Origin of the sequence: Allobosea sp. OAE752 (assembly GCF_050433265.1) — a bacterium.
In the GTDB taxonomy this organism is placed as follows: domain Bacteria; phylum Pseudomonadota; class Alphaproteobacteria; order Rhizobiales; family Beijerinckiaceae; genus Allobosea; species Allobosea spartocytisi.
Genome location: NZ_JBNPXO010000002.1, coordinates 237,838 through 255,802 on the forward strand (window position 1 = coordinate 237,838; position 17,965 = coordinate 255,802).

Consider the following 17,965-nt stretch of genomic DNA (forward strand, 5'->3'; position numbering starts at 1 on the left):
GGCGCGGGGCCGATTTGGTGTTTTCCGTCAAAAGGATGAGAGCCGGGCCCAGCCTGCCCATTTTTGCTGTTGAAGATGATCGCGGACAGGCAGATGCTGCGGATGCGGCCTGAATCTGGGGACCTCCCCCATGAAATATCTACTTCTCCTCATCCCCTGCATCGCCTGCCTCTGGGTGCCGCTCTATAACGGCATCGAGCCGAGACTGGCCGGCATTCCGCTGTTCTACTGGTTCCTGATGCTGATGATCCCGGTCTCGTCGGTGTTCATCTGGTTCGCTTCCAAGGTGGAAGGAAGCGACTCATGATCGACCATCTCAACTGGCCGGCGACGGCCGTCTTCGTCTTCTTCTTCGCGCTCGTCACGGTGATGGGCTTCGTCGCCTCGCGCTGGAAGTCCGGCAATCTCGAGGAGTTGCACGAATGGGGGCTGGGCGGGCGGCGCTTCGGCGCCTGGATCACCTGGTTCCTGCTCGGCGGCGATCTCTACACCGCCTATACGGTGATCGCGGTGCCGGCGGTCGTGTATGCTATCGGCGCCTATGGCTTCTTCGCGGTGCCCTACACGATCCTGATCTATCCCTTCATCTTCCTGACGATGCCGCGGCTGTGGAACGTCGCGCATAAGAAGGGCTACATTACCGGTTCCGACTTCATCTACGGTCGTTACGGCAACAAGGGCCTCGAGCTCGCGGTCGCCTTCACCGGCATCCTCGCGACCATGCCCTATATCGCGTTGCAGCTCGTCGGCATGGAGAAGGTGATCCAGGCGCTCGGCTTCCAGGGCGAGGGCATGATGTCCCATCTGCCGCTGACGATCGCCTTCGTCATCCTGGCGCTCTACACCTACAAGAGCGGGCTGCGCGCGCCTGCCATGATCGCCTTCGTCAAGGACATCATGATCTACGTCTTCGTCATCGCGGCGGTGGTGATCGTGCCGGCGAAGCTCGGCGGCTACGGCGCCGTCTTCGATGCGGCTGCGAAGGCCTATGAGGGCAAGCCGAACCAGGGGCTCATCCTCTCGCCCACCCAGATCGCGCCGTTCATCACATTGGCGATCGGCTCGGCGATGGCGCTGTTCATGTATCCGCATTCGATGACCGGCGTGCTCTCGGCCTCGGGGCCGAAGGCCCTCCGACGCAACGCGATCGCGCTGCCGGCCTATTCGCTGGTGCTGGCGCTGATCGCGCTGATGGGGTTCATGGCCCATGCCGCGGGCATCGAGGTCGCCAATCCGCAGGATGCGGTGCCGCAGCTCTTCCTGAAGATGTTTCCGTCCTGGTTCGCCGGCTTCAGCTTCGCGGCCATCGCCATCGGCGCGCTGGTGCCGGCGGCGGTGATGTCGATCGGCGCGGCCAATACCTTCACCCGCAATATCTGGCGCCCCTTCGTCGAGCCGGAGATGTCGCCGGGCCGCGAGGCGTCGCTGGCCAAGCTGATGTCGCTAATCGTCAAGGTCGGCGCTCTGGCGGTGATCGTGTTCATGCCGACCAAGTTCGCGCTCGACCTGCAGTTGCTCGGCGGCGTCTGGATGATCCAGATCTTCCCGGCCATCGTCTTCGGCCTCTATACGAGCTGGTTCAGCGGCGAGGCGCTGCTGGCGGGCTGGGTCGTCGGCTTCGGGCTGGGCACCTACCTGTCCTGGGGCCCGACGGCCTGGGTGCCGACATCGCTCGTCCTCGGTTATGGCGCCTATAACGGCATCGTCGCCGTCGTGGCGAACACGGTCGTCGCCGCCGTGCTGTCGCTGGTGTTGCGCCGGGCGCGGGGCAAGATCATCACCGGTGACTTCGCGGACGCTCCCCGCTCGGCTTGAATGGTCGGCACGGGGCGCCACGGCTTGATCGGAGCGGGGGCCTGGAGCGTTTTTTCCGGGCTCCAGCGATCGCTCGACCGGCGGCTGGCCGTCCTCGCATTGCCGAACATTGCCGATTTGTCATGAAACCCTTCGGTTTTTTGCCATAGTCGCCGCCGATGCTGATGCGCATGGTCAGCGGAGGCCGACGGCATGGCGGGACCGGACGATCTGAAGGCGGGGGCCGTCGCCCTCCAGCGTTTCGGCCTCGGAGCGAGGCCGGGGCAGGGCGAGGCGATACGCCGGGAGGCTCGCGATCGATTGCTGGCCGAGATCGCGGCCGGCCCCGTCGCGCAGCCGCAGGGCGTGGCCTTTTCGGGTGCAGCCGAGATCGGGCAGGCGCTCTACGCATTCGAAGATCAGGAAAGGATCGCCCGGGAGGCCAAGCGCGTCGCCGCGCAGCAGGCGCAGGCCGCATCGCCGGGAGCGCAATCTGCGGGCATGCAGGTTGCCGGAGCGGGGGCGATGTCCGGCCAGATGGAGGTTGCCCAGGCGCCGGCCGAGGTCAAACCATCCGGCCAGAACCAGGCCGCGCAGCCGGCCAAGCCGCCGCCCAACGAACCGGCACTGCCCTTCCGGACCTATCGCGACGAGGTGAAGTCGCGCGTCGATCTCGCGCTTGCGGCCGAGACGGGCTTCGGCGAGCGGCTCGTGATGTTCTGGTCGAACCATTTCTGCATCGGCGCGACCAAGAGCAATATCTGCCGGGTCATGGCCGGCGCCTATGAGCGCGAGGCGATCCGCCCGCATGTCTTCGGCCGTTTCGAGGACATGCTGATCGCGGCCGAGAGCCACCCGGCGATGCTCGACTTCCTCGACAACCGCCAGTCGATCGGCCCCAACTCCCCGGCCGGGCGGCGACAGCGGCGCGGGCTCAACGAGAACCTCGCCCGCGAGATCATGGAGCTGCATACGCTCGGCGTCTCCGGCGGCTACAACCAGGCGGACGTCACCAATCTCGCCCGGATCATCACCGGCTGGACGGTGGTGGGGCGTGAGGGCGTGCTCGGCTTTCCCGGCTCCTTCGCCTTCAATGCCGGGCTCCACGAACCGGGTGTCACGCCGCTGCTCGGCCGCTCCTACGACCAGCCGGGCCGGGCGCAGGGCGTTGCGGCGCTGACCGATCTGGCGCGCCATCCCTCGACCGCCCATTTCATCGCGACCAAGCTCGTGCGCCATTTCGTGGCCGACGATCCGCCGCCGAAGCTGGTCGACCTGCTGGCCGCGACCTTCCGTCAGAGCGGCGGCGACCTGCCCAGCGTCTATCGTGCGCTGATCGGCAGCGACGAGGCCTGGAAGGCGCCGGCGACCAAGGTGCGTTCGCCGCAGGAATTCCTGCTGGCCTCCTATCGCGCGACGGGGCTGCAGCCCAATCCCGGACAGATCCTCGGGCTGCTCGGCACGATGGGGCAGCCCTTCTGGCAGCCCTCCGGCCCGAACGGCTATGCCGACACCAACGCCGCCTGGGCCTCGGCCGAGGGGATCAAAACGCGCATCGACGTCGCCGCCGGCTGGGGCCGGCAGACGGCAAACGCGGTGCCGGACCCGCGCAGCCAGGCCGACGACATTCTCGGCCCGATCCTGTCGCCCGAGACGAAGCAGGCAGTGGCGCGCGCCGAAAGCAGGCCGCAGGCGATCGCACTGCTGCTGATGTCGCCCGAATTCCAGCGGAGGTGACGGTGATGGATCATCACGACGATGACGATTGCGAACGGATGACGCCGTCGCGCCGCGCCGTGCTGGGTGCGGCGGGTGCGCTGTTCGCCTGGTCCTTCGTGCCGAAATTCGCCTATGCGGCGGCGGGCGCGCGCGATCCGCGCTTCCTCGTCGTGGTGCTGCGCGGCGCGCTTGACGGGCTCTCGGCCGTGCCGCCGATCGGCGATCCCGGCTATGCCGGCTTGCGCGAGGGCATCGCGCTCGCCAAGGACGGACCGGACGCGGCGCTGCCGCTCGACGGCTTCTTCTATCTCCATCCTGCGATGCCGAATCTCGCGCGGCTGTACAAGTCAGGGCAGGCGGCGATCGTCCATGCGGCCGCGACCGGCTATCGCGAGCGCTCGCATTTCGACGGGCAGGACGTGCTGGAAAGCGGCCAGCCCGGGCCCGGCCATACGGCGACGGGCTGGCTCAACCGCCTTCTCGCCAGCCTGCCGGCCGGCGAGGGCATCGCGCGAAAGGGGGTGCTCGGCGTCGGCGTGGTGCCGCCGCTGGTGGTGCGCGGCGACGCGCCGGTGCTCGGCTGGGCGCCGCCGCGCATGGCGCGCGCCGGGAGCGACCTGACGACGCGGCTCGCCGATCTCTATGGCCAGCGCGATCCGCATCTGGCCGCGGCGTTGCAGCAGGCGATCGAGACGGAAAGCCTGGCGCAGCGGCGCGGCATGGACGGCAAGATGGGCGGTGGCGGCCCTGATTCCGTGGACGGCATGCGTCGCATCGCCGAGGGCGCGGCCGGACTCGTCGGCGCCGATGACGGGCCGCGCATCGCCGCGCTGGCCTTCGAGGGCTGGGACACGCATGCCAATGAGGGCGGGGCCAAGGGCCGGCTCGCGACTCTTCTCGGCGGGCTCGACGGCGCCTTTGCGACCTTCGAGCAGGGTCTTTCGCCGGTCTGGAAAGACACGGTGGTGATGGTGGTGACGGAGTTCGGCCGAACTGCGGCGGTAAATGGCACCACGGGCACCGATCACGGCACCGGCACGGTCGCTTTCCTCGTCGGCGGAGCGGTCAAGGGCGGGCGCATGATCGCCGACTGGCCCGGGCTGAAGCCCGAGCAGCTCTACCAGAACCGCGATCTCAAGGCGACGACCGACATCCGCGCCGTGGCCAAGGGCGTTGTCGCCGACCTGTTCGGGCTGTCGGGGCCGGTGCTGGCGGAAAAGGTGTTTCCCGGCACGGGCGATTTGGGGCCGATGCGCGGGCTGGTGGTTTAGGTTCTTCCCCTCTCCCGCGAGGGGAGAGGGGGGAGCGTTGCGAGCGCCTCAGGCCCAGGCGCGCTGCTTCAGCTTCTCTTCATAGGCGTCGATCTTCGGCGCCTTCTCCATGGTCAGGCCGATATCGTCGAGACCGTTCAGCAGGCAGTGCTTGCGGAACGGGTCGATCTCGAACCTGATCTCGCCGCCGTCGGGGCCCTTGATCGTCTGGTTCTCGAGGTCGATCGTCAGCGTCGCGTTGGAGCCGCGCTCGGCATCGTCGAACAGCGCGTCGAGCTGCTCGGGCGTGACCTTGATCGGCAGGATGCCGTTCTTGAAGCAGTTATTGTAGAAGATGTCGGCGAAGCTGGTGGAGATCACGCAGCGGATGCCGAAGTCGAGCAGGGCCCAGGGCGCGTGCTCGCGCGAGGAGCCGCAGCCGAAATTGTCGCCCGCGACCAGGATTTCCGCCTTGCGATAGGCCGGCTGGTTGAGCACGAAATCGGGGTTCTCCGAGCCGTCATCCTTGTAGCGCATCTCCGAGAACAGCGCGGTGCCGAGGCCGGTGCGCTTGATCGTCTTCAGATACTGCTTCGGGATGATCATGTCGGTATCGACATTGACCACCTTCAGCGGGGCCGGCGTCGAGGTCAGGGTGGTGAAGGGCTGCATGGTGCGGTTCCTGTGCTTGTCCTGCGCGCCCGGCCTCAGCCGGCCGCCTGTTCGATGGCTTCCATGTCCTCGTCGGAGAAGCCGAAATGGTGGCCGATCTCATGGATCATGACGTGGCTGACGATGGCGCCGAGGCTCTCGTCGTGCTCGGCCCAGTAGTCGAGGATCGGCCGGCGATAGAGGTGGATGGTGTTGGGCATCTGGCCGGTCTGGGGCCCGAAACCCTGTTGCGGCAGGCCGACGCCGGTGAAGAGGCCGAGCAGGTCGAAGGGGCTCTCCGCCTCCAGCTCCTTCAGCACGTCGTCCTCCGGGAACTCGGTGACGTTGAAGACGACATCGGCGCAGAGCGCGCGGAACTCCTCCGGCAGGCGGTCGAACGCGGCCTGGGCCAGGTCGTCGAACGCCTCCAGCGACGGGGCTTTCGCTCCGTCCCAGTCGATCCGCGCTGTCTTCGCCACGGCGGCATCCATCTCCGTCACCAGAACTTCAGTTGATGGCCGAGCCACCAGGCCAGCACGATCACGCCGAGGAGCGAGAGCGCACGGCCGATGCGCCGGCCCCAGAGCTCGATCCTGTCGCCCTCCGGCGCGTCGGTGCCGGAGAAATGATCGGCTGCCCTGCCCATCGAGGAACCGAGCAAGGTCTCGCTGTCGCGCTTCACGCGCTCCAGCGCGGCCTTGGCCTCGGCCTCGCGGGCGGCTTCGCGGGGATCGTTCGACATGGCGCTCTCCCCGCTGGACCGTTCAGCCGAGCGTGCGGACGTCGACGAAGCGGCCGGTCAAGGCCGCCGCCGCCGCCATCGCCGGCGAGACGAGGTGGGTGCGGCCGCGATAGCCCTGACGACCCTCGAAATTGCGGTTCGAGGTCGAGGCTGCCCGCTGGCCGGGCTTGAGCTGGTCGGGGTTCATGCCGAGGCACATCGAGCAGCCCGGCTCGCGCCATTCGAAGCCGGCGGCGATGAAGATCTTGTCGAGACCCTCGGCCTCTGCCTGCTCCTTCACCAGGCCGGAGCCGGGGACGATCATGCCGTAGTCGAGGCTCTCATGGATCTTCTTGCCCTCGACGATCTTTGCGACGGTGCGCAGATCCTCGATGCGGCCATTGGTGCAGGAGCCGATCCAGATCACGTCGAGCGGGATGTCGGTGATCTTGGTGCCGGCGGTCAGGCCCATATATTCCAGCGCACGCTTCTTCGAGGCGCGCTTGACCTCGTCCTGGATCAGCTCGGGATCGGGAACCGCGCCGGTGACGGAGATCACGTCCTCGGGGCTCGTGCCCCAGGACACGATTGGCGGCAGGTTGCCGGCGTCGAGCCGGACCACGCGGTCGAAATGCGCGCCCTCGTCGGTCTGCAGCGTCTCCCAATAGCGGACGGCGGCGTCCCATGCCGCGCCCTGCGGCGCCTTCGGGCGGCCCTTCAGATAGGCGAAGGCCTTCTCGTCCGGGGCGACCATGCCGGCGCGGGCACCGCCCTCGATCGACATGTTGCAGAGCGTCATGCGGCCTTCCATCGTCAGGCCGCGGATGGCTTCGCCGGCATATTCGATCACCGAGCCGGTGCCGCCGGCGGTGCCGATCTCGCCGATGATGGCCAGCGTGATGTCCTTGGCGCCGACGCCGGGCGCGGGCGTGCCGTCCACCTGGACGAGCATGTTCATCGCCTTCTTCTGGATCAGCGTCTGCGTGGCGAGGACGTGCTCGACCTCCGAGGTGCCGATGCCATGCGCCAGCGCGCCGAAGGCACCGTGCGTCGAGGTGTGCGAGTCGCCGCAGACGATCGTGGTGCCGGGCAGGGTGAAGCCTTGCTCGGGGCCGACGATGTGGACGATGCCCTGGCGCTTGTCGAGCTCGTTGAAATACTCGACGCCGAATTCCTTGGCGTTCTTCGCCAGAGCCTCGACCTGGATGCGGCTTTCCTCTTCGGCGATGCCCTTGGAACGGTCGGTCGTCGGGATGTTGTGGTCGACGACGGCGAGCGTTTTCTCGGGGGCACGGACCTTGCGACCGGTCATGCGCAGGCCCTCGAAGGCCTGCGGGCTCGTCACCTCATGGACGAGGTGGCGGTCGATATAGAGCAGGCAGGTGCCGTCATCCTGCCGGTCGACGACGTGGTCGTCGAAGATCTTGTCGTAAAGCGTGCGGGGAGCTGAGGTCGCAGTCATGGCTTGATCTCGGTCTGTTCAAATCTGATCTGGAAACGAGAAAGCCGGCGTTGAAGGCCGGCTTGCAAAAACGCTACGCCTGTCGCCGGCCGCGCGATGCGGCCGGTCTCAGGCGCCGGTAAGGCCTGCGGCGATGGAGGCTGTGAAGCGGCCGAAGAAGCGCCAGGGCAGGCGGGCATGATCATGCAGCGCGGCGAAGTCCTGCGTCGTCGGCAGGGGCGGCAGATGGCCCTCTCCCTGCACGGCGCAGAAGCGCTGGAACTGATGCACACACGGCGACATGGCTACTGTGTAGCAGTTCCAAGGAAGCCGGACAATCGATCCACTCGCGGAGCCGTCATTTGCCGGACGCGGGGCCCGGCGCCGCCGTGTCGACGCTGACGACCACCGACATGCCGGGCGTCAGCCGTTCCGCCAGAGGCTGGCCCGGGTCGATGGCGATGCGCACCGGGACGCGCTGGGCGATCTTGATGAAGTTGCCGGTGGCGTTGTCAGGACGGATCACGCTGAACTCGGAACCGGCGGCCGGCGAGAAGCGCTCGATATGGCCGCTGAGCTTCGCATGGCGGAGTGCATCGACGGTGAAGCTCACCGGCTGGCCCACACGCATGCCGGCGAGCTGCGTCTCCTTGAAATTGGCGATGACCCAGACCTGGGCGGGCACGAGCGCCATGAGCTGCGTGCCGGCTGAGACATATTGCCCGAGCCGGGCGGAAACCTCGCCGAGGCGTCCATCCTGCGGGGCGAGGATCCGGGTATTGATCAGGTCGATCTCGGCAAGATGAACGGCGGCTTCGGCCCCCTCGACCGCCGCGATGAGCGACTGGCGGTTGACGATCGCGGTCTGGATATCCTGCCGCGCGACTTCGGCGGCAGCGTTGTTGGCGGTGAGGGAGGCGCGCGCCTGGTCGAGCGCCTGCTGGCTCTGGTCGGTGCTGGTCTGGTTGACGACGCCGCGCTCGCGCAACGGCTCGATCCGGCCCCAATTCGCCTCGGCGGTACGCAGGACCGCTTCGGCACTGGCGACATTCGCCACTGCGGCGCGCAGCCGGGCTTCGGCCGTGGCGCGGGCCTGATCGGAATTGGCGAGGCCGGCACGCTGGGCGGCGAGGCCGGCACGGGCCTGTTCCAGCTTCTGCGCGAAGATCCGGTCGTCGATGCGCAGCAGCAGGTCGCCCTGTTTCACCGTGGCGAAATCCTGCACCGGCACTTCCGCGACATAGCCGGCGAGCTGCGGCGCGATCACCGTGACCTGGCCGCGCACATAGGCGTTCTCGGTGGTCTCGATGGCGCTCGCGAAGGGTGGCAGCCGCCAAGCGTAGAGGACGAGAGCGACGCCGGCGAGGCCGATCGCCAGCGCGATATAGGTCGAAAGGGAGCGGAACAGGCGGGTCATGGTCGCAAGCGGAAGGTCAGGTTGTCGCGGAGGCGGCCGGCGCGGCCGAGCGTGCCTTCCATTGCAGGAAGGCGAGATGGGTGAGAAGGCCGGCCAGGGCGAGGCCGGCGATCAGCGAGATCAGCAGGAAGGCGTCGTTATAGGCCAGCACCGTCGCCTCCCGCGTCGCCTGCTGGGCCAGCAGCGACACGCCTTCCGCCCGCGTCAGCGTCGGGTCGGTCAGCACATGACCATAGGCGCCGCCGAGCTGGCTGACGCGCTGCGCGACCAACGGGTCGGACAGGGTGAAATGCTCGGTCAGCACATTGTAGTGGAACGTCGTTCTCAGCGTGATGAAGGTGCCGAAGATCGCCGAGCCGAACAGGCCGCCGATGCTCTGCGTGAACAGGAAGACGGTGAAGAAGCTCAGGATATAGATCGGCCCGCGCACGATCGCGGCGCCGAGCCCCTGGGCCATCGCGGCTGGCAGGAAGAGCGCCGAGCCATAGGCGACGAGCGACTGGCTGAGCCAGATGTCGTCCGGCCGGGTCAGGCTGGTGGCGCCGCTGTCGAGCCAGGCGCCAAGCGCGACGCAGGCGAGCGCGGCCCCGTAGAACCCGTTCTCGCGGCCGGGGCGCAGCAGCGCGGCGCAGGTCAGGCCGCCGGCGATGATCGCGGCGAGGATGATCGCGTAGAGCGGTACGGTCTGCTCGTTCTGGATGCCGAGCGCCTGGAAGAAATTCGAGGCGCCGACGGTCTGCTCCGCCAGGACGAGGCGCAGCAGCAGCAGCGTGCCGGCGAAATGCAGCGTGGTCGGGCTGGTCAGCCAGCGGATGTCGACGAGCGGGCTTTCGCGGTGCAATTCGATGATCGCGGCCAGCACCAAGCAGACCATGGCGACGGCAAGGAGCCAGCCGAGCCAGGGCGCCTCGAGCCACCAGTAGAGGCGGCCCAGGCTGAGCGCGACGGCGATGCTGCCAAAGCCGATGGCGATCAGCAGATAGCTGACGATGTCGAAGGGGCCGATCCATTTGATGCGCGGCGGCGTCGCCAGCGGCAGCGCGTAGACGAAGCCGAAAGCCAATAGGGCCAGCCCCATCTCGATCATGGTGAGGCTGTGGAAGCCGCCGAGATCGAGCAGATAGGGCGAGATCAGCCGCGTCACGGGGATGCCGAGCGTGGTGTTGGTCAGCGCCAACGACAGGCCGACGGTCAGCTTCCGCTGGGGCGGCATCGGCTCGATCATGTAGAAGAAGGCGAGCGAGGACATCGGCGCCGCCGCCATGCCGCTCATGAAGCGCACGGCGACGGCCGATTGCAGATCCTGGACGAAAAAGAAATTCAGGGCGGCGGCCAGCACGAAGCCGGCGATGCTGATCTCCGCGAAATTGCGCAAGCCATACTGCATGCGGATCTTGATCAGCGCGATCGAGAGCGAGACGTTGGGCGCCATATAGGCGGCGACCAGCCAGTTGGTCTCGGCGACGGTGGCGCCGAGCTCGCCCTGGATCTGGTAGATGTTGGTGTTGACGATGTTCTGGCCGATCTGCTGCGTCATCGCCAATGTGACCGAAGCGAGCATGTAGGCGAGCGCGCGCGGCACCGGCATGGTGAACCAGCCCTGCGTCGGGGCAGGGGGCGTCGCAGCGGCTGGCGCGGAAGCGGGCTCTGCCGTGCTCATGGGGCGGCGCTCCGTCCGGCGGCGATGTTGCGGGACGTCCGGCGCAGGACATCGAGTGCCATTTCCAGCTCCCGCGGCGCGATGCCCTGCAGGATATCAGCACGCAGGGCGGCGAGGAAATTCAGGATGTCCTCGGCCTGAGCGCGCGCCATGGGCGTGAGGAACACGCGGCGGGCGCGGCGATCCCCTTCGACGGCGCGGCGCTCGATCATGCCGTTGCGCTCGAGCCCGTCGAGCAGGCGCACCAATGTCGGCTGCTCGATGTCGAGGAGGCCCGCCAGATCGGACTGGATCGGCCCGTCCTCACGGGCGAGCTCCATCAGCAACCGGGCGCGGGACCAGGTCAGGCCCATGTCGCGGGCGCGCTCGTCGACGAGAGTGCGCAGCTTGCGGTTGACGGCCGCGAGCTCGGCGGTGAAGGCGGCCTGGAGCTGTGTCTGATTCATAGGATGAATATCAATAGCAAGCTAATGATTGGCATGCTTATAGGGGCGTTATACGCATATCAAATGAAAATTATATGTACCGATATGCGTTTATTGCATTCGACTGGGCAGCCATCATTCCGGGTGCCCCCGCGCCACGAAGCGTTGCGCGCAACAAAAAAACGCGGCCCCGAAGGACCGCGTTCCTGAATTCTCGAAGGGTGCCGCGGCTTACTTGCCGGCGGCCTTGCCACCCTTGGCGGGGCGGGCCTCGACGCGCTCGGCGATGCGGGCCGACTTGCCGCGGCGATCGCGCAGGTAATAGAGCTTGGCGCGACGCACCTTGCCCTTACGGATGACCTTGATGGAATCGAGGTTCGGCGAGAAGAGCGGGAAAACGCGCTCGACACCCTCGCCATAGGAAATCTTGCGGACGGTGAAGCTCTGGTTGAGGCCGCCGCCGTTGCGGGCGATCACGACGCCCTCATAGGCCTGGACGCGGCTACGCTCGCCTTCCTTGACCTTGACGTTGACCTGCACGGTGTCGCCGGGCTGGAAGGCCGGGATCTCGCGACCTTCGCTCAGCTTGGCAATCTGCTCGGCATCGATCTGCTCGATGATGTTCATGGGTCTCTCCATGGCCGTATTCGCGCGGAAGCGCGGGCTTTCGGCTCGCTGTTTTCAGTTGAGTGCGGGGCCATACAGGAGAGTCCGGCATTTGTCGAGCGGGAATGCCGGCAAGGCGCATGCGGGTCGGCGATCTTGCGGCCGTGGCTTCGCGAAGCATAGCTTCCGGGCGCCATTTCCCCATCACGTCCCATTGTCCGGATGCCCGCATGATCAGCACAGTTTCCAAGGTCGCCCTCGTCACCGGCGCCGCGCGCGGCATCGGGCTGGCGACGGCGAAGCGCTTTCTCGCGGATGGCTGGCGCGTCGGCCTGCTCGACATCGACGGGGCCGGGCTGGAGCGAGCCGTGGCGGAGATCGGCAAGCCGGAGGAGACGCTGGCGCTGGCCTGCGACATCGCCGAGCCGCGGCAGGTCGCGGGCGCTTTCGACGCGCTCGTCGCGCGCTTCGGGCAGCTCGACGCGCTGGTCAACAATGCCGGCACGGCCGTGTTCAAGCCGCTGCTGGAGACGACCCATGAGGAATGGCAGCGCGTGCTCGCGGTCAACCTCACCGGGCCCTTCCTGGCGACGCAGCTTGCGGCCCCGCTGATGGCCGACCGAGGCGGCGGCGCCATCGTCAACATCACCTCGATCTCGGGCCTGCGCGCCTCGACGCTGCGCGTCGCCTACGGCACGTCCAAGGCCGCGCTGGCGCATCTGACGAAGCAGCAGGCGGTCGAACTGTCGAGCCTCGGCATCCGTGTGAACGCGGTCGCGCCGGGCCCGGTCGAGACGGGGATGGCCAAGGCCGTGCACAGCCCGGAGATTCGCGCGGACTACCGCGACGCCGTCCCGCTCGGCCGCTACGGGCTGGAGGAGGAGTTGGCGGAGTCGATCTTCTTCCTGTGCTCGGACAAGGCGAGTTACATCACCGGGCAGGTGTTGGCCGTCGATGGCGGGTTCGATGCGGCCGGGATCGGATTGGCGACGCTGCGGGGTGAGCGGCGGAATTTATAGAGGGGCTGGTTTCCCCCTCCATCCGCTTGCCGGCGGGTTTCCCGGAAAGCGGGATGATCTTCGCAGCGGCTGTTGCCGGTTGTGTTACTTCGTCGGCTGAGTGCGCGCGGTGAGCTTGTTTCCGTCGGGGTCGCGAAGGTAGGCGACGAAGGCTCCGTTCGGGCGCTCGCTGGGTGGGCTCTCGATCGACGTTCCGCCATGGGCGGTGCCGGCATCATGCCATGCGAGAACATGGTCACGGCTCGCCGCGGCGATACCGATTGTCCCACCGTTGGCCGCCGTCGCTGGCTTGCCGTCGATCGGCTTCGTGATCATCAGCCGACCGCCGTCGTGGACATAGATCAGCCTGCCTCTGGCATCGATCTCGCCGGGCTCGCCTCCCAACGCGGCGAATGTGGCGTCGTAGAACTCTCTCGCCCGCTCCAGGTCGTTGCTGCCGATCATGACGTGAGTGAACATCGTTTTGTCTCCAAAGAGGGCCGGTGCGAGATCATCGGGCGCGAAGAGGGGCGGCTGCCCGCGCATAAAAGGTCGGTGATCGTCAGCTGCACTGTACGGCCTTTGAGCCGCATTGCCCCCTACTTGTAGAACCCCTCGCGCAGGTTGAAGCCGTGCTCCAGCCAGACTTTCATCGCGCAGAGCATGCCCGTCCAGCCCTCGCAATTGCCGTAGGAGGCCTTCAGCCCCTCCGGCGTCCGTGACCAGCCCTGTTCCGATATCCGGACGAGCGTGCGGCCGTCTTCGAGCGGCTCGAAGGTCATCGTGACGGTGGTCTCGCGGCTGGCGGCGGGGTCGGGCGTCGTCTCGGCCGAGCCCCAGCGCAGGACGATGCGCCTGTCCTTCTCCACCTCCACGACATGGACCGGGAAGGCGCCGGGGAAGTCGTGAAAATCCCAGGTGACGACCGCTCCGGTCTCGAGCCGCCCCTTCGCGCCGCCGGTCGTGAAGAAACGGGAGAGGCGGTCGGGATTGACCACTGCCTCGAAAACCTCGCCGACCGGCTTCGCGATGCGCCCGGCGACCGAAAATTTCAGATCCATCTGCGGTTCCATCGACGCCCTCCCATTGCTGCCGGGATTATTATGTTATAGATTTATAACATGTCAATAGACGACCAGGACGACGCGCTCTTCAAGGCGCTGGGCCATCGCGCCCGGCGGCGGATTCTGGATGCGCTGAAGGCGGGCCCTCGCACGACGGGGATGCTGTGCGAGCTCATGCCGGAACTCGATCGCTGCACCGTGATGCAGCATCTGAAGGTGCTGGAGGAGGCGGGCCTTGTAATCGTCGAGCGGCGCGGGCGCGAGCGCTGGAACCATCTCGACGCGCTGCCGATCCACAGCATTCACGAGCGCTGGATCGGTCCCTATGCGGCCTATGCGGCGGCCATGCTGAGCCGCCTCAAGCGGATGAGCGAAGGCGAGGTGGGCGCCCCGACGCATCAACCGACGGGCGCGAAGGAAACGGGGGACGCCTAGCGGCGCTCTAGATGCGCGCTCGCCGGCCGGTCGCGCCTCCGCTGACGCCGGGTGTCAGCACATCGTCGGCAGCGGCTTTCGGCTGGCGGCAGCCATGCTAAGCCTGTTGTGACGCGTGGAGAGTTCACCGATGGCTTCAGACCCCTTGTTCGAGCGCCTGTGGAACGGCAGCGCGCCCATGGAGGAATGGACCGCCGCGGTTTCCGATGGCGCCGCCACCGCCGTTGCGGACGGCATCATCACGGTCCACACCACCTATTTCTGCGGCAGCGTCACCGCGATCCGCACCATGGAAGGGCTGGTCCTGATCGACACCGCCAAGCCGGATACGGCGCAGCGGACGCTGGAGGTGATCCGGAGCTGGGATAACAGCCCGATCCATACGGTGATCTTCACCCATGGCCATATCGACCATACCAGCGGCATCGCCGTCATCGATGCGGAGGCCGATGCGCGGGGCGTCCCACGCCCCCGGATCGTCGCCCATCGCAATGTCCGCCGGCGGATGGAGCGTTACGCGGCCTCGCACGGCTTCAACAGCATCGTGCAGGGCCAGCAGTTCAACAAGCCCGGCTATGTCTACCCCATCGGCCAGCGGCAGCCGAACGAGGTCTATGACGAGACGCTGTCGCTCACGATCGGCGGCGAGCGGCTCGAACTCTTCCATGGGCGAGGTGAGACGGACGATGCCAGCTTCGTCTGGCTGCCGGAGCGGCGCGTCCTGGCAAGCGGCGACTTCGTGATCTGGGTGTTCCCGAATGCCGGAAATCCGCGCAAGGTCCAGCGCTATGCCGCCGAATGGGCCGTCGCGCTGCGGCACATGGAGCAGCTCAGGCCCGCCATCCTGATCCCCGGCCATGGCCCTGTCGTCTTCGGCGAGGAGCGGGCGTTGCAGATGCTGCGCGACGGTGCGGAAGCGCTCGAACATCTCGTGCGCGAGACGCTGGCACTGATGAACCGGGGCGCCACGCTCGACGCGGTGCTGCATGCGGTGACGGTGCCGGCGGGTTACCTCGCGAAGCCCTATCTTCTGGCGAAATACGACGATCCGGAATTCCTCGTCCGCAGCATCTATCATTTCTATGCCGGCTGGTTCGATGGCGACCCGGCGCATCTCAAGCCGGCGCGCACCGCCGAGATCGCCACCGAGCTCGCCCGGTTGGCGGGCGGGGCGGAGAAGCTGGCCGAGCGGGCGGCCATCCTGTCGGAGCAGGGAGCGTCCCGGCTCGCCGTGCAACTCGCCGAGCTTGCCGGTGCGGCAGCGCCCGACGCTCCCCGCATCCAGGCCATTCGCGCCAGCGTCCTGCAGAAGGCCATCGACGGCGAGAGCTCGCTGATGGGCAAGGCCTTTCTCTCGGTCTACCAGCGCCAGGCGCAGGAGCGGGCCGGCTGAGCCCCGTCGTCCCGCTAGCGAGGGGCGCTTCCTCGCGCCGCCTGCCGGCTCCGCTGCGGTGCGGCACATAATCTCCTTGCAGCCGATCGTGAACGGCGCGAACCTGCCTCGACATGCCTCTTCGACGGCCGCTCGGCCCGCTCGGGCCAGTGCGACCGCCGCCTGACCGGTGCTGCGGGCTCTTCCGTCCCGACGCGCCGGCCTCCATCCGCGTCGATGAGAGGCCAAAGGCCTTTCGTCCTCGTGGGTCCAACCCGAAGGAGGACGTCATGGCTGCACAGAACGGCAAGGGAGACGCGGCATCCGGCACCCGACGCGCGGGGCCACGATGCATCGCGATCGTCGGCCCCTTCCAGAGCGGCAAGACCACGCTGCTCGAAAGCATCCTGATGCGATGCGGCGCGCTTTCCCGCACCGGCTCGGTCAAGGCCGGCAACAGCGTCGGCGATGCCTCGCCCGAGGCGCGGGCTCACCAGATGAGCGTCGAGCCCAATGTCGCGAGCGTCGAATTCCTCGGCGACCAGTTTCAATTCATCGACTGTCCCGGCTCGGTCGAGTTCCTGCACGAGATGCGCCATGTCCTGCCGGCGGTCGACGCGGCCGTGGTGGTCTGCGAGGCGGATGACCGCAAGGCGCCGGCGCTGGAGCTCGTGCTGCGCGAGCTCGAGGAGGCCGACATCCCCCGCTTCCTCTTCCTGAACAAGATCGACACGGCCTCGCGCCGGGTGCGCGAGACGCTCGCCATCCTGCAGCGGGCCTCGCGCACGCCCTTGCTGCTGCGCCAGATCCCGATCTGGCAGAAGGGCATCGCCATCGGCTTCATCGACCTCGCGCTGGAGCGGGCCTTCATCTATCGCGAGCACGCGCCCAGCGAGATCGTTCCGATCGACCCCGACGAGAGCGGCCGCGAGAAGGATGCGCGCTTCTCGATGCTGGAGAAGCTCGCCGATTACGACGACGAATTGATGGAGGAGCTGCTCGGCGACATGGAGCCGCCGCGCGATCGCATCTTTGACGATCTCGCCCGCGAATTGCAGCACCGCCATGTCGTGCCGGTGCTGATTGGCGCGGCCGAGCGCGGCAATGGCGTGACGCGGCTCCTGAAGGCGCTGAGGCATGAGGCCCCGACGCTCAGCGAGACGCGCGGGCGGGTCGGCATCGTCGAGAACGGGCCGCCATTGGCGCAGGTGATGAAGAGCTGGCATGCGGGGCAGGGTGGCAAGGTTTCGCTCGCCCGGGTCATGCGCGGGCGGCTGGCCGAGGGCGACGTCGTCACCTCTTCCGCCGGCGTCGAGGCGCGCATTGCCGGCATCGTCTCCCTGAAAGGCAGCGAGCAGAGCCGCAAGCCCGCCGCAGAGGAGGGCGAGGTCGCCGGCTTCGCCAAGCTCGACGGCATCGGTACGGGCGAGGCCTTCATGCTCGGCAAGCAGCGTGCCGGCGTGGTCAGCGCGGTCGCCCCGCCCGAGCCGGTGCATACGCTCGCGATCGCGGTCAAGGACCGCAAGGACGATGTCCGGCTCGCCGCCGCGCTGCAGAAGATCGCGGAAGAGGATACCGCGCTCCTCGTCACCCAGGTGCCGGAACTGAGCGAGACGCGGCTTTCGGGCCAGGGCGAGATGCATCTGCGCGTCACGCTGGAGAAGCTCGCCGGCCGCTACGGCGTGAATGTCGTAAGCCGGCCACCGCAGGTCGGCTATCGCGAGACCATCCGCGGCCAGGCCGGTGCGCGCGGGCGCCATCGCAAACAGAGCGGCGGCCATGGCCAGTATGGCGATGTCGTGATCGAGATTGCGGGGCTGCCGCGCGGGGAGGGCATCCGCTTCATCGACAAAATCACCGGCGGGGTGGTGCCGCGCCAGTATATCGGCTCGGTCGAGGCGGGCATGCGCGACTATTGCGAGAAGGGGCCGCTCGGCTTCCCGGTGGTCGATCTCGCGGTCACGCTGACGGACGGCTCCTATCACACGGTCGATTCCTCCGACATGGCCTTCCGCCAAGCGGCCCGACTGGCGATGAGCGAGGCCATGCCGCAGGCCAGGCCCGTGCTGCTGGAGCCGATCCTCTCCATCGAGGTGGTGATCCCGTCCGAGGCGATGTCGCGTGCCTCGGCGCTGATCTCGGCCCGGCGCGGGCAGATCCTCGGCTACGACACCCGCCCCGGCTGGCGCGGCTGGGACCAGATCAACGCCCTCGTCCCGGAGGCCGAGATGTCCGGGCTGATCGTCGAACTGCGCTCGGCGACCTCCGGGGTCGGTTCCTTCAGCGCGCGCTTCGACCATCTGGCGGAGCTCGCCGGCAAGCCGGCCGAAGCGGTGGTCTCGGCCCAGGCCCTGGCGGCGGCGCAGGCGCGCTAGAGCCGGATGATGTCAGATGGAATCACATGATGATCCC

19 protein-coding genes are annotated in these 17,965 nt (G+C 67.4%); 8 read left to right on the forward strand and 11 right to left on the reverse strand.

Going from position 1 to position 17,965, the window contains the following annotated elements:
- Window positions 1-130: 130 nt before the first annotated feature.
- The 4 genes from GGC47_RS06025 to GGC47_RS06040 all read left to right on the forward strand — a co-directional run bounded on the left by GGC47_RS06025 (window position 131) and on the right by GGC47_RS06040 (window position 4,784).
- Complete coding sequence (locus GGC47_RS06025; RefSeq protein WP_142021695.1) at window positions 131-307, forward strand: DUF3311 domain-containing protein; 177 nt, start codon at window positions 131-133, stop codon at window positions 305-307.
- Window positions 304-1,815 carry a monocarboxylate uptake permease MctP gene (gene mctP / locus GGC47_RS06030; protein WP_142021696.1) on the forward strand — a complete coding sequence of 504 codons (1,512 nt, stop codon included), beginning with the start codon at window positions 304-306 and terminating at the stop codon, window positions 1,813-1,815. The genes GGC47_RS06025 and mctP overlap by 4 nt, the downstream gene beginning before the upstream one ends.
- A gap of 192 nt (window positions 1,816-2,007) precedes the next feature.
- Window positions 2,008-3,531, forward strand: coding sequence for a DUF1800 domain-containing protein (locus GGC47_RS06035; protein ID WP_142021697.1), 1,524 nt, complete (start codon window positions 2,008-2,010; stop codon window positions 3,529-3,531).
- 5 nt (window positions 3,532-3,536) lie between these two features.
- The gene (locus GGC47_RS06040; RefSeq protein ID WP_429067322.1) at window positions 3,537-4,784 is read left to right on the forward strand and encodes a DUF1501 domain-containing protein; all 1,248 of its coding nucleotides are present in this window, start codon (window positions 3,537-3,539) and stop codon (window positions 4,782-4,784) included.
- Between the two features lie 48 nt (window positions 4,785-4,832).
- Here GGC47_RS06040 and leuD read toward each other — a convergent pair whose 3' ends face one another.
- The 9 genes from leuD to rplS all read right to left on the reverse strand — a co-directional run bounded on the left by leuD (window position 4,833) and on the right by rplS (window position 11,705).
- Window positions 4,833-5,435, reverse strand: coding sequence for a 3-isopropylmalate dehydratase small subunit (gene leuD, locus GGC47_RS06045; protein WP_038359125.1), 603 nt, complete (start codon window positions 5,433-5,435; stop codon window positions 4,833-4,835).
- Between the two features lie 35 nt (window positions 5,436-5,470).
- Window positions 5,471-5,893, reverse strand: a complete 423-nt coding sequence (locus GGC47_RS06050) for a metallopeptidase family protein (protein WP_260368402.1) — start codon at window positions 5,891-5,893, stop codon at window positions 5,471-5,473.
- Between the two features lie 17 nt (window positions 5,894-5,910).
- Window positions 5,911-6,156, reverse strand: coding sequence for a hypothetical protein (locus GGC47_RS06055; RefSeq protein ID WP_038359123.1), 246 nt, complete (start codon window positions 6,154-6,156; stop codon window positions 5,911-5,913).
- A gap of 22 nt (window positions 6,157-6,178) precedes the next feature.
- Window positions 6,179-7,597 carry a 3-isopropylmalate dehydratase large subunit gene (gene leuC, locus GGC47_RS06060; protein ID WP_113252586.1) on the reverse strand — a complete coding sequence of 473 codons (1,419 nt, stop codon included), beginning with the start codon at window positions 7,595-7,597 and terminating at the stop codon, window positions 6,179-6,181.
- A 108-nt stretch (window positions 7,598-7,705) separates the two neighbouring features.
- Complete coding sequence (locus GGC47_RS06065) at window positions 7,706-7,879, reverse strand: hypothetical protein (protein WP_156115872.1); 174 nt, start codon at window positions 7,877-7,879, stop codon at window positions 7,706-7,708.
- Window positions 7,880-7,934: 55 nt separating this feature from the next.
- Entirely contained in the window at window positions 7,935-8,993 is a 1,059-nt protein-coding gene (locus tag GGC47_RS06070; RefSeq protein WP_429067327.1) for an HlyD family secretion protein, read from the reverse strand.
- Between the two features lie 16 nt (window positions 8,994-9,009).
- Window positions 9,010-10,581, reverse strand: a complete 1,572-nt coding sequence (locus GGC47_RS06075) for an efflux MFS transporter permease (RefSeq protein WP_429067752.1) — start codon at window positions 10,579-10,581, stop codon at window positions 9,010-9,012.
- Between the two features lie 68 nt (window positions 10,582-10,649).
- Window positions 10,650-11,099, reverse strand: a complete 450-nt coding sequence (locus GGC47_RS06080; protein WP_429067330.1) for a MarR family winged helix-turn-helix transcriptional regulator — start codon at window positions 11,097-11,099, stop codon at window positions 10,650-10,652.
- 210 nt (window positions 11,100-11,309) lie between these two features.
- Complete coding sequence (gene rplS, locus GGC47_RS06085) at window positions 11,310-11,705, reverse strand: 50S ribosomal protein L19 (protein ID WP_038359111.1); 396 nt, start codon at window positions 11,703-11,705, stop codon at window positions 11,310-11,312.
- A 209-nt stretch (window positions 11,706-11,914) separates the two neighbouring features.
- Here rplS and GGC47_RS06090 point away from each other — a divergent pair, with 209 nt between their 5' ends.
- Window positions 11,915-12,703: an SDR family NAD(P)-dependent oxidoreductase gene (locus tag GGC47_RS06090; RefSeq protein ID WP_142021700.1), complete on the forward strand. Its 789-nt coding sequence runs from the start codon at window positions 11,915-11,917 to the stop codon at window positions 12,701-12,703.
- Window positions 12,704-12,787: 84 nt separating this feature from the next.
- Here the strand turns inward: GGC47_RS06090 and GGC47_RS06095 are convergent, their stop codons facing one another.
- Both GGC47_RS06095 and GGC47_RS06100 read right to left on the reverse strand, forming a co-directional pair.
- Window positions 12,788-13,162 carry a VOC family protein gene (locus GGC47_RS06095; RefSeq protein WP_038360135.1) on the reverse strand — a complete coding sequence of 125 codons (375 nt, stop codon included), beginning with the start codon at window positions 13,160-13,162 and terminating at the stop codon, window positions 12,788-12,790.
- 119 nt (window positions 13,163-13,281) lie between these two features.
- Window positions 13,282-13,743 (reverse strand): SRPBCC family protein, encoded by a 462-nt coding sequence (locus GGC47_RS06100; RefSeq protein WP_142021701.1) that lies wholly within the window; start codon window positions 13,741-13,743, stop codon window positions 13,282-13,284.
- Between the two features lie 60 nt (window positions 13,744-13,803).
- On the opposite strand from GGC47_RS06100, the gene GGC47_RS06105 reads away from it, so the two are divergent.
- The 3 genes from GGC47_RS06105 to GGC47_RS06115 all read left to right on the forward strand — a co-directional run bounded on the left by GGC47_RS06105 (window position 13,804) and on the right by GGC47_RS06115 (window position 17,928).
- Entirely contained in the window at window positions 13,804-14,181 is a 378-nt protein-coding gene (locus GGC47_RS06105) for an ArsR/SmtB family transcription factor (protein WP_142021702.1), read from the forward strand.
- 130 nt (window positions 14,182-14,311) lie between these two features.
- On the forward strand, window positions 14,312-15,574 hold the full coding sequence (locus GGC47_RS06110) for an alkyl sulfatase dimerization domain-containing protein (protein WP_142021703.1): 1,263 nt from the start codon (window positions 14,312-14,314) through the stop codon (window positions 15,572-15,574).
- Between the two features lie 269 nt (window positions 15,575-15,843).
- The gene (locus tag GGC47_RS06115) at window positions 15,844-17,928 is read left to right on the forward strand and encodes an elongation factor G (RefSeq protein ID WP_142021704.1); all 2,085 of its coding nucleotides are present in this window, start codon (window positions 15,844-15,846) and stop codon (window positions 17,926-17,928) included.
- Window positions 17,929-17,965 lie beyond the last annotated feature (37 nt).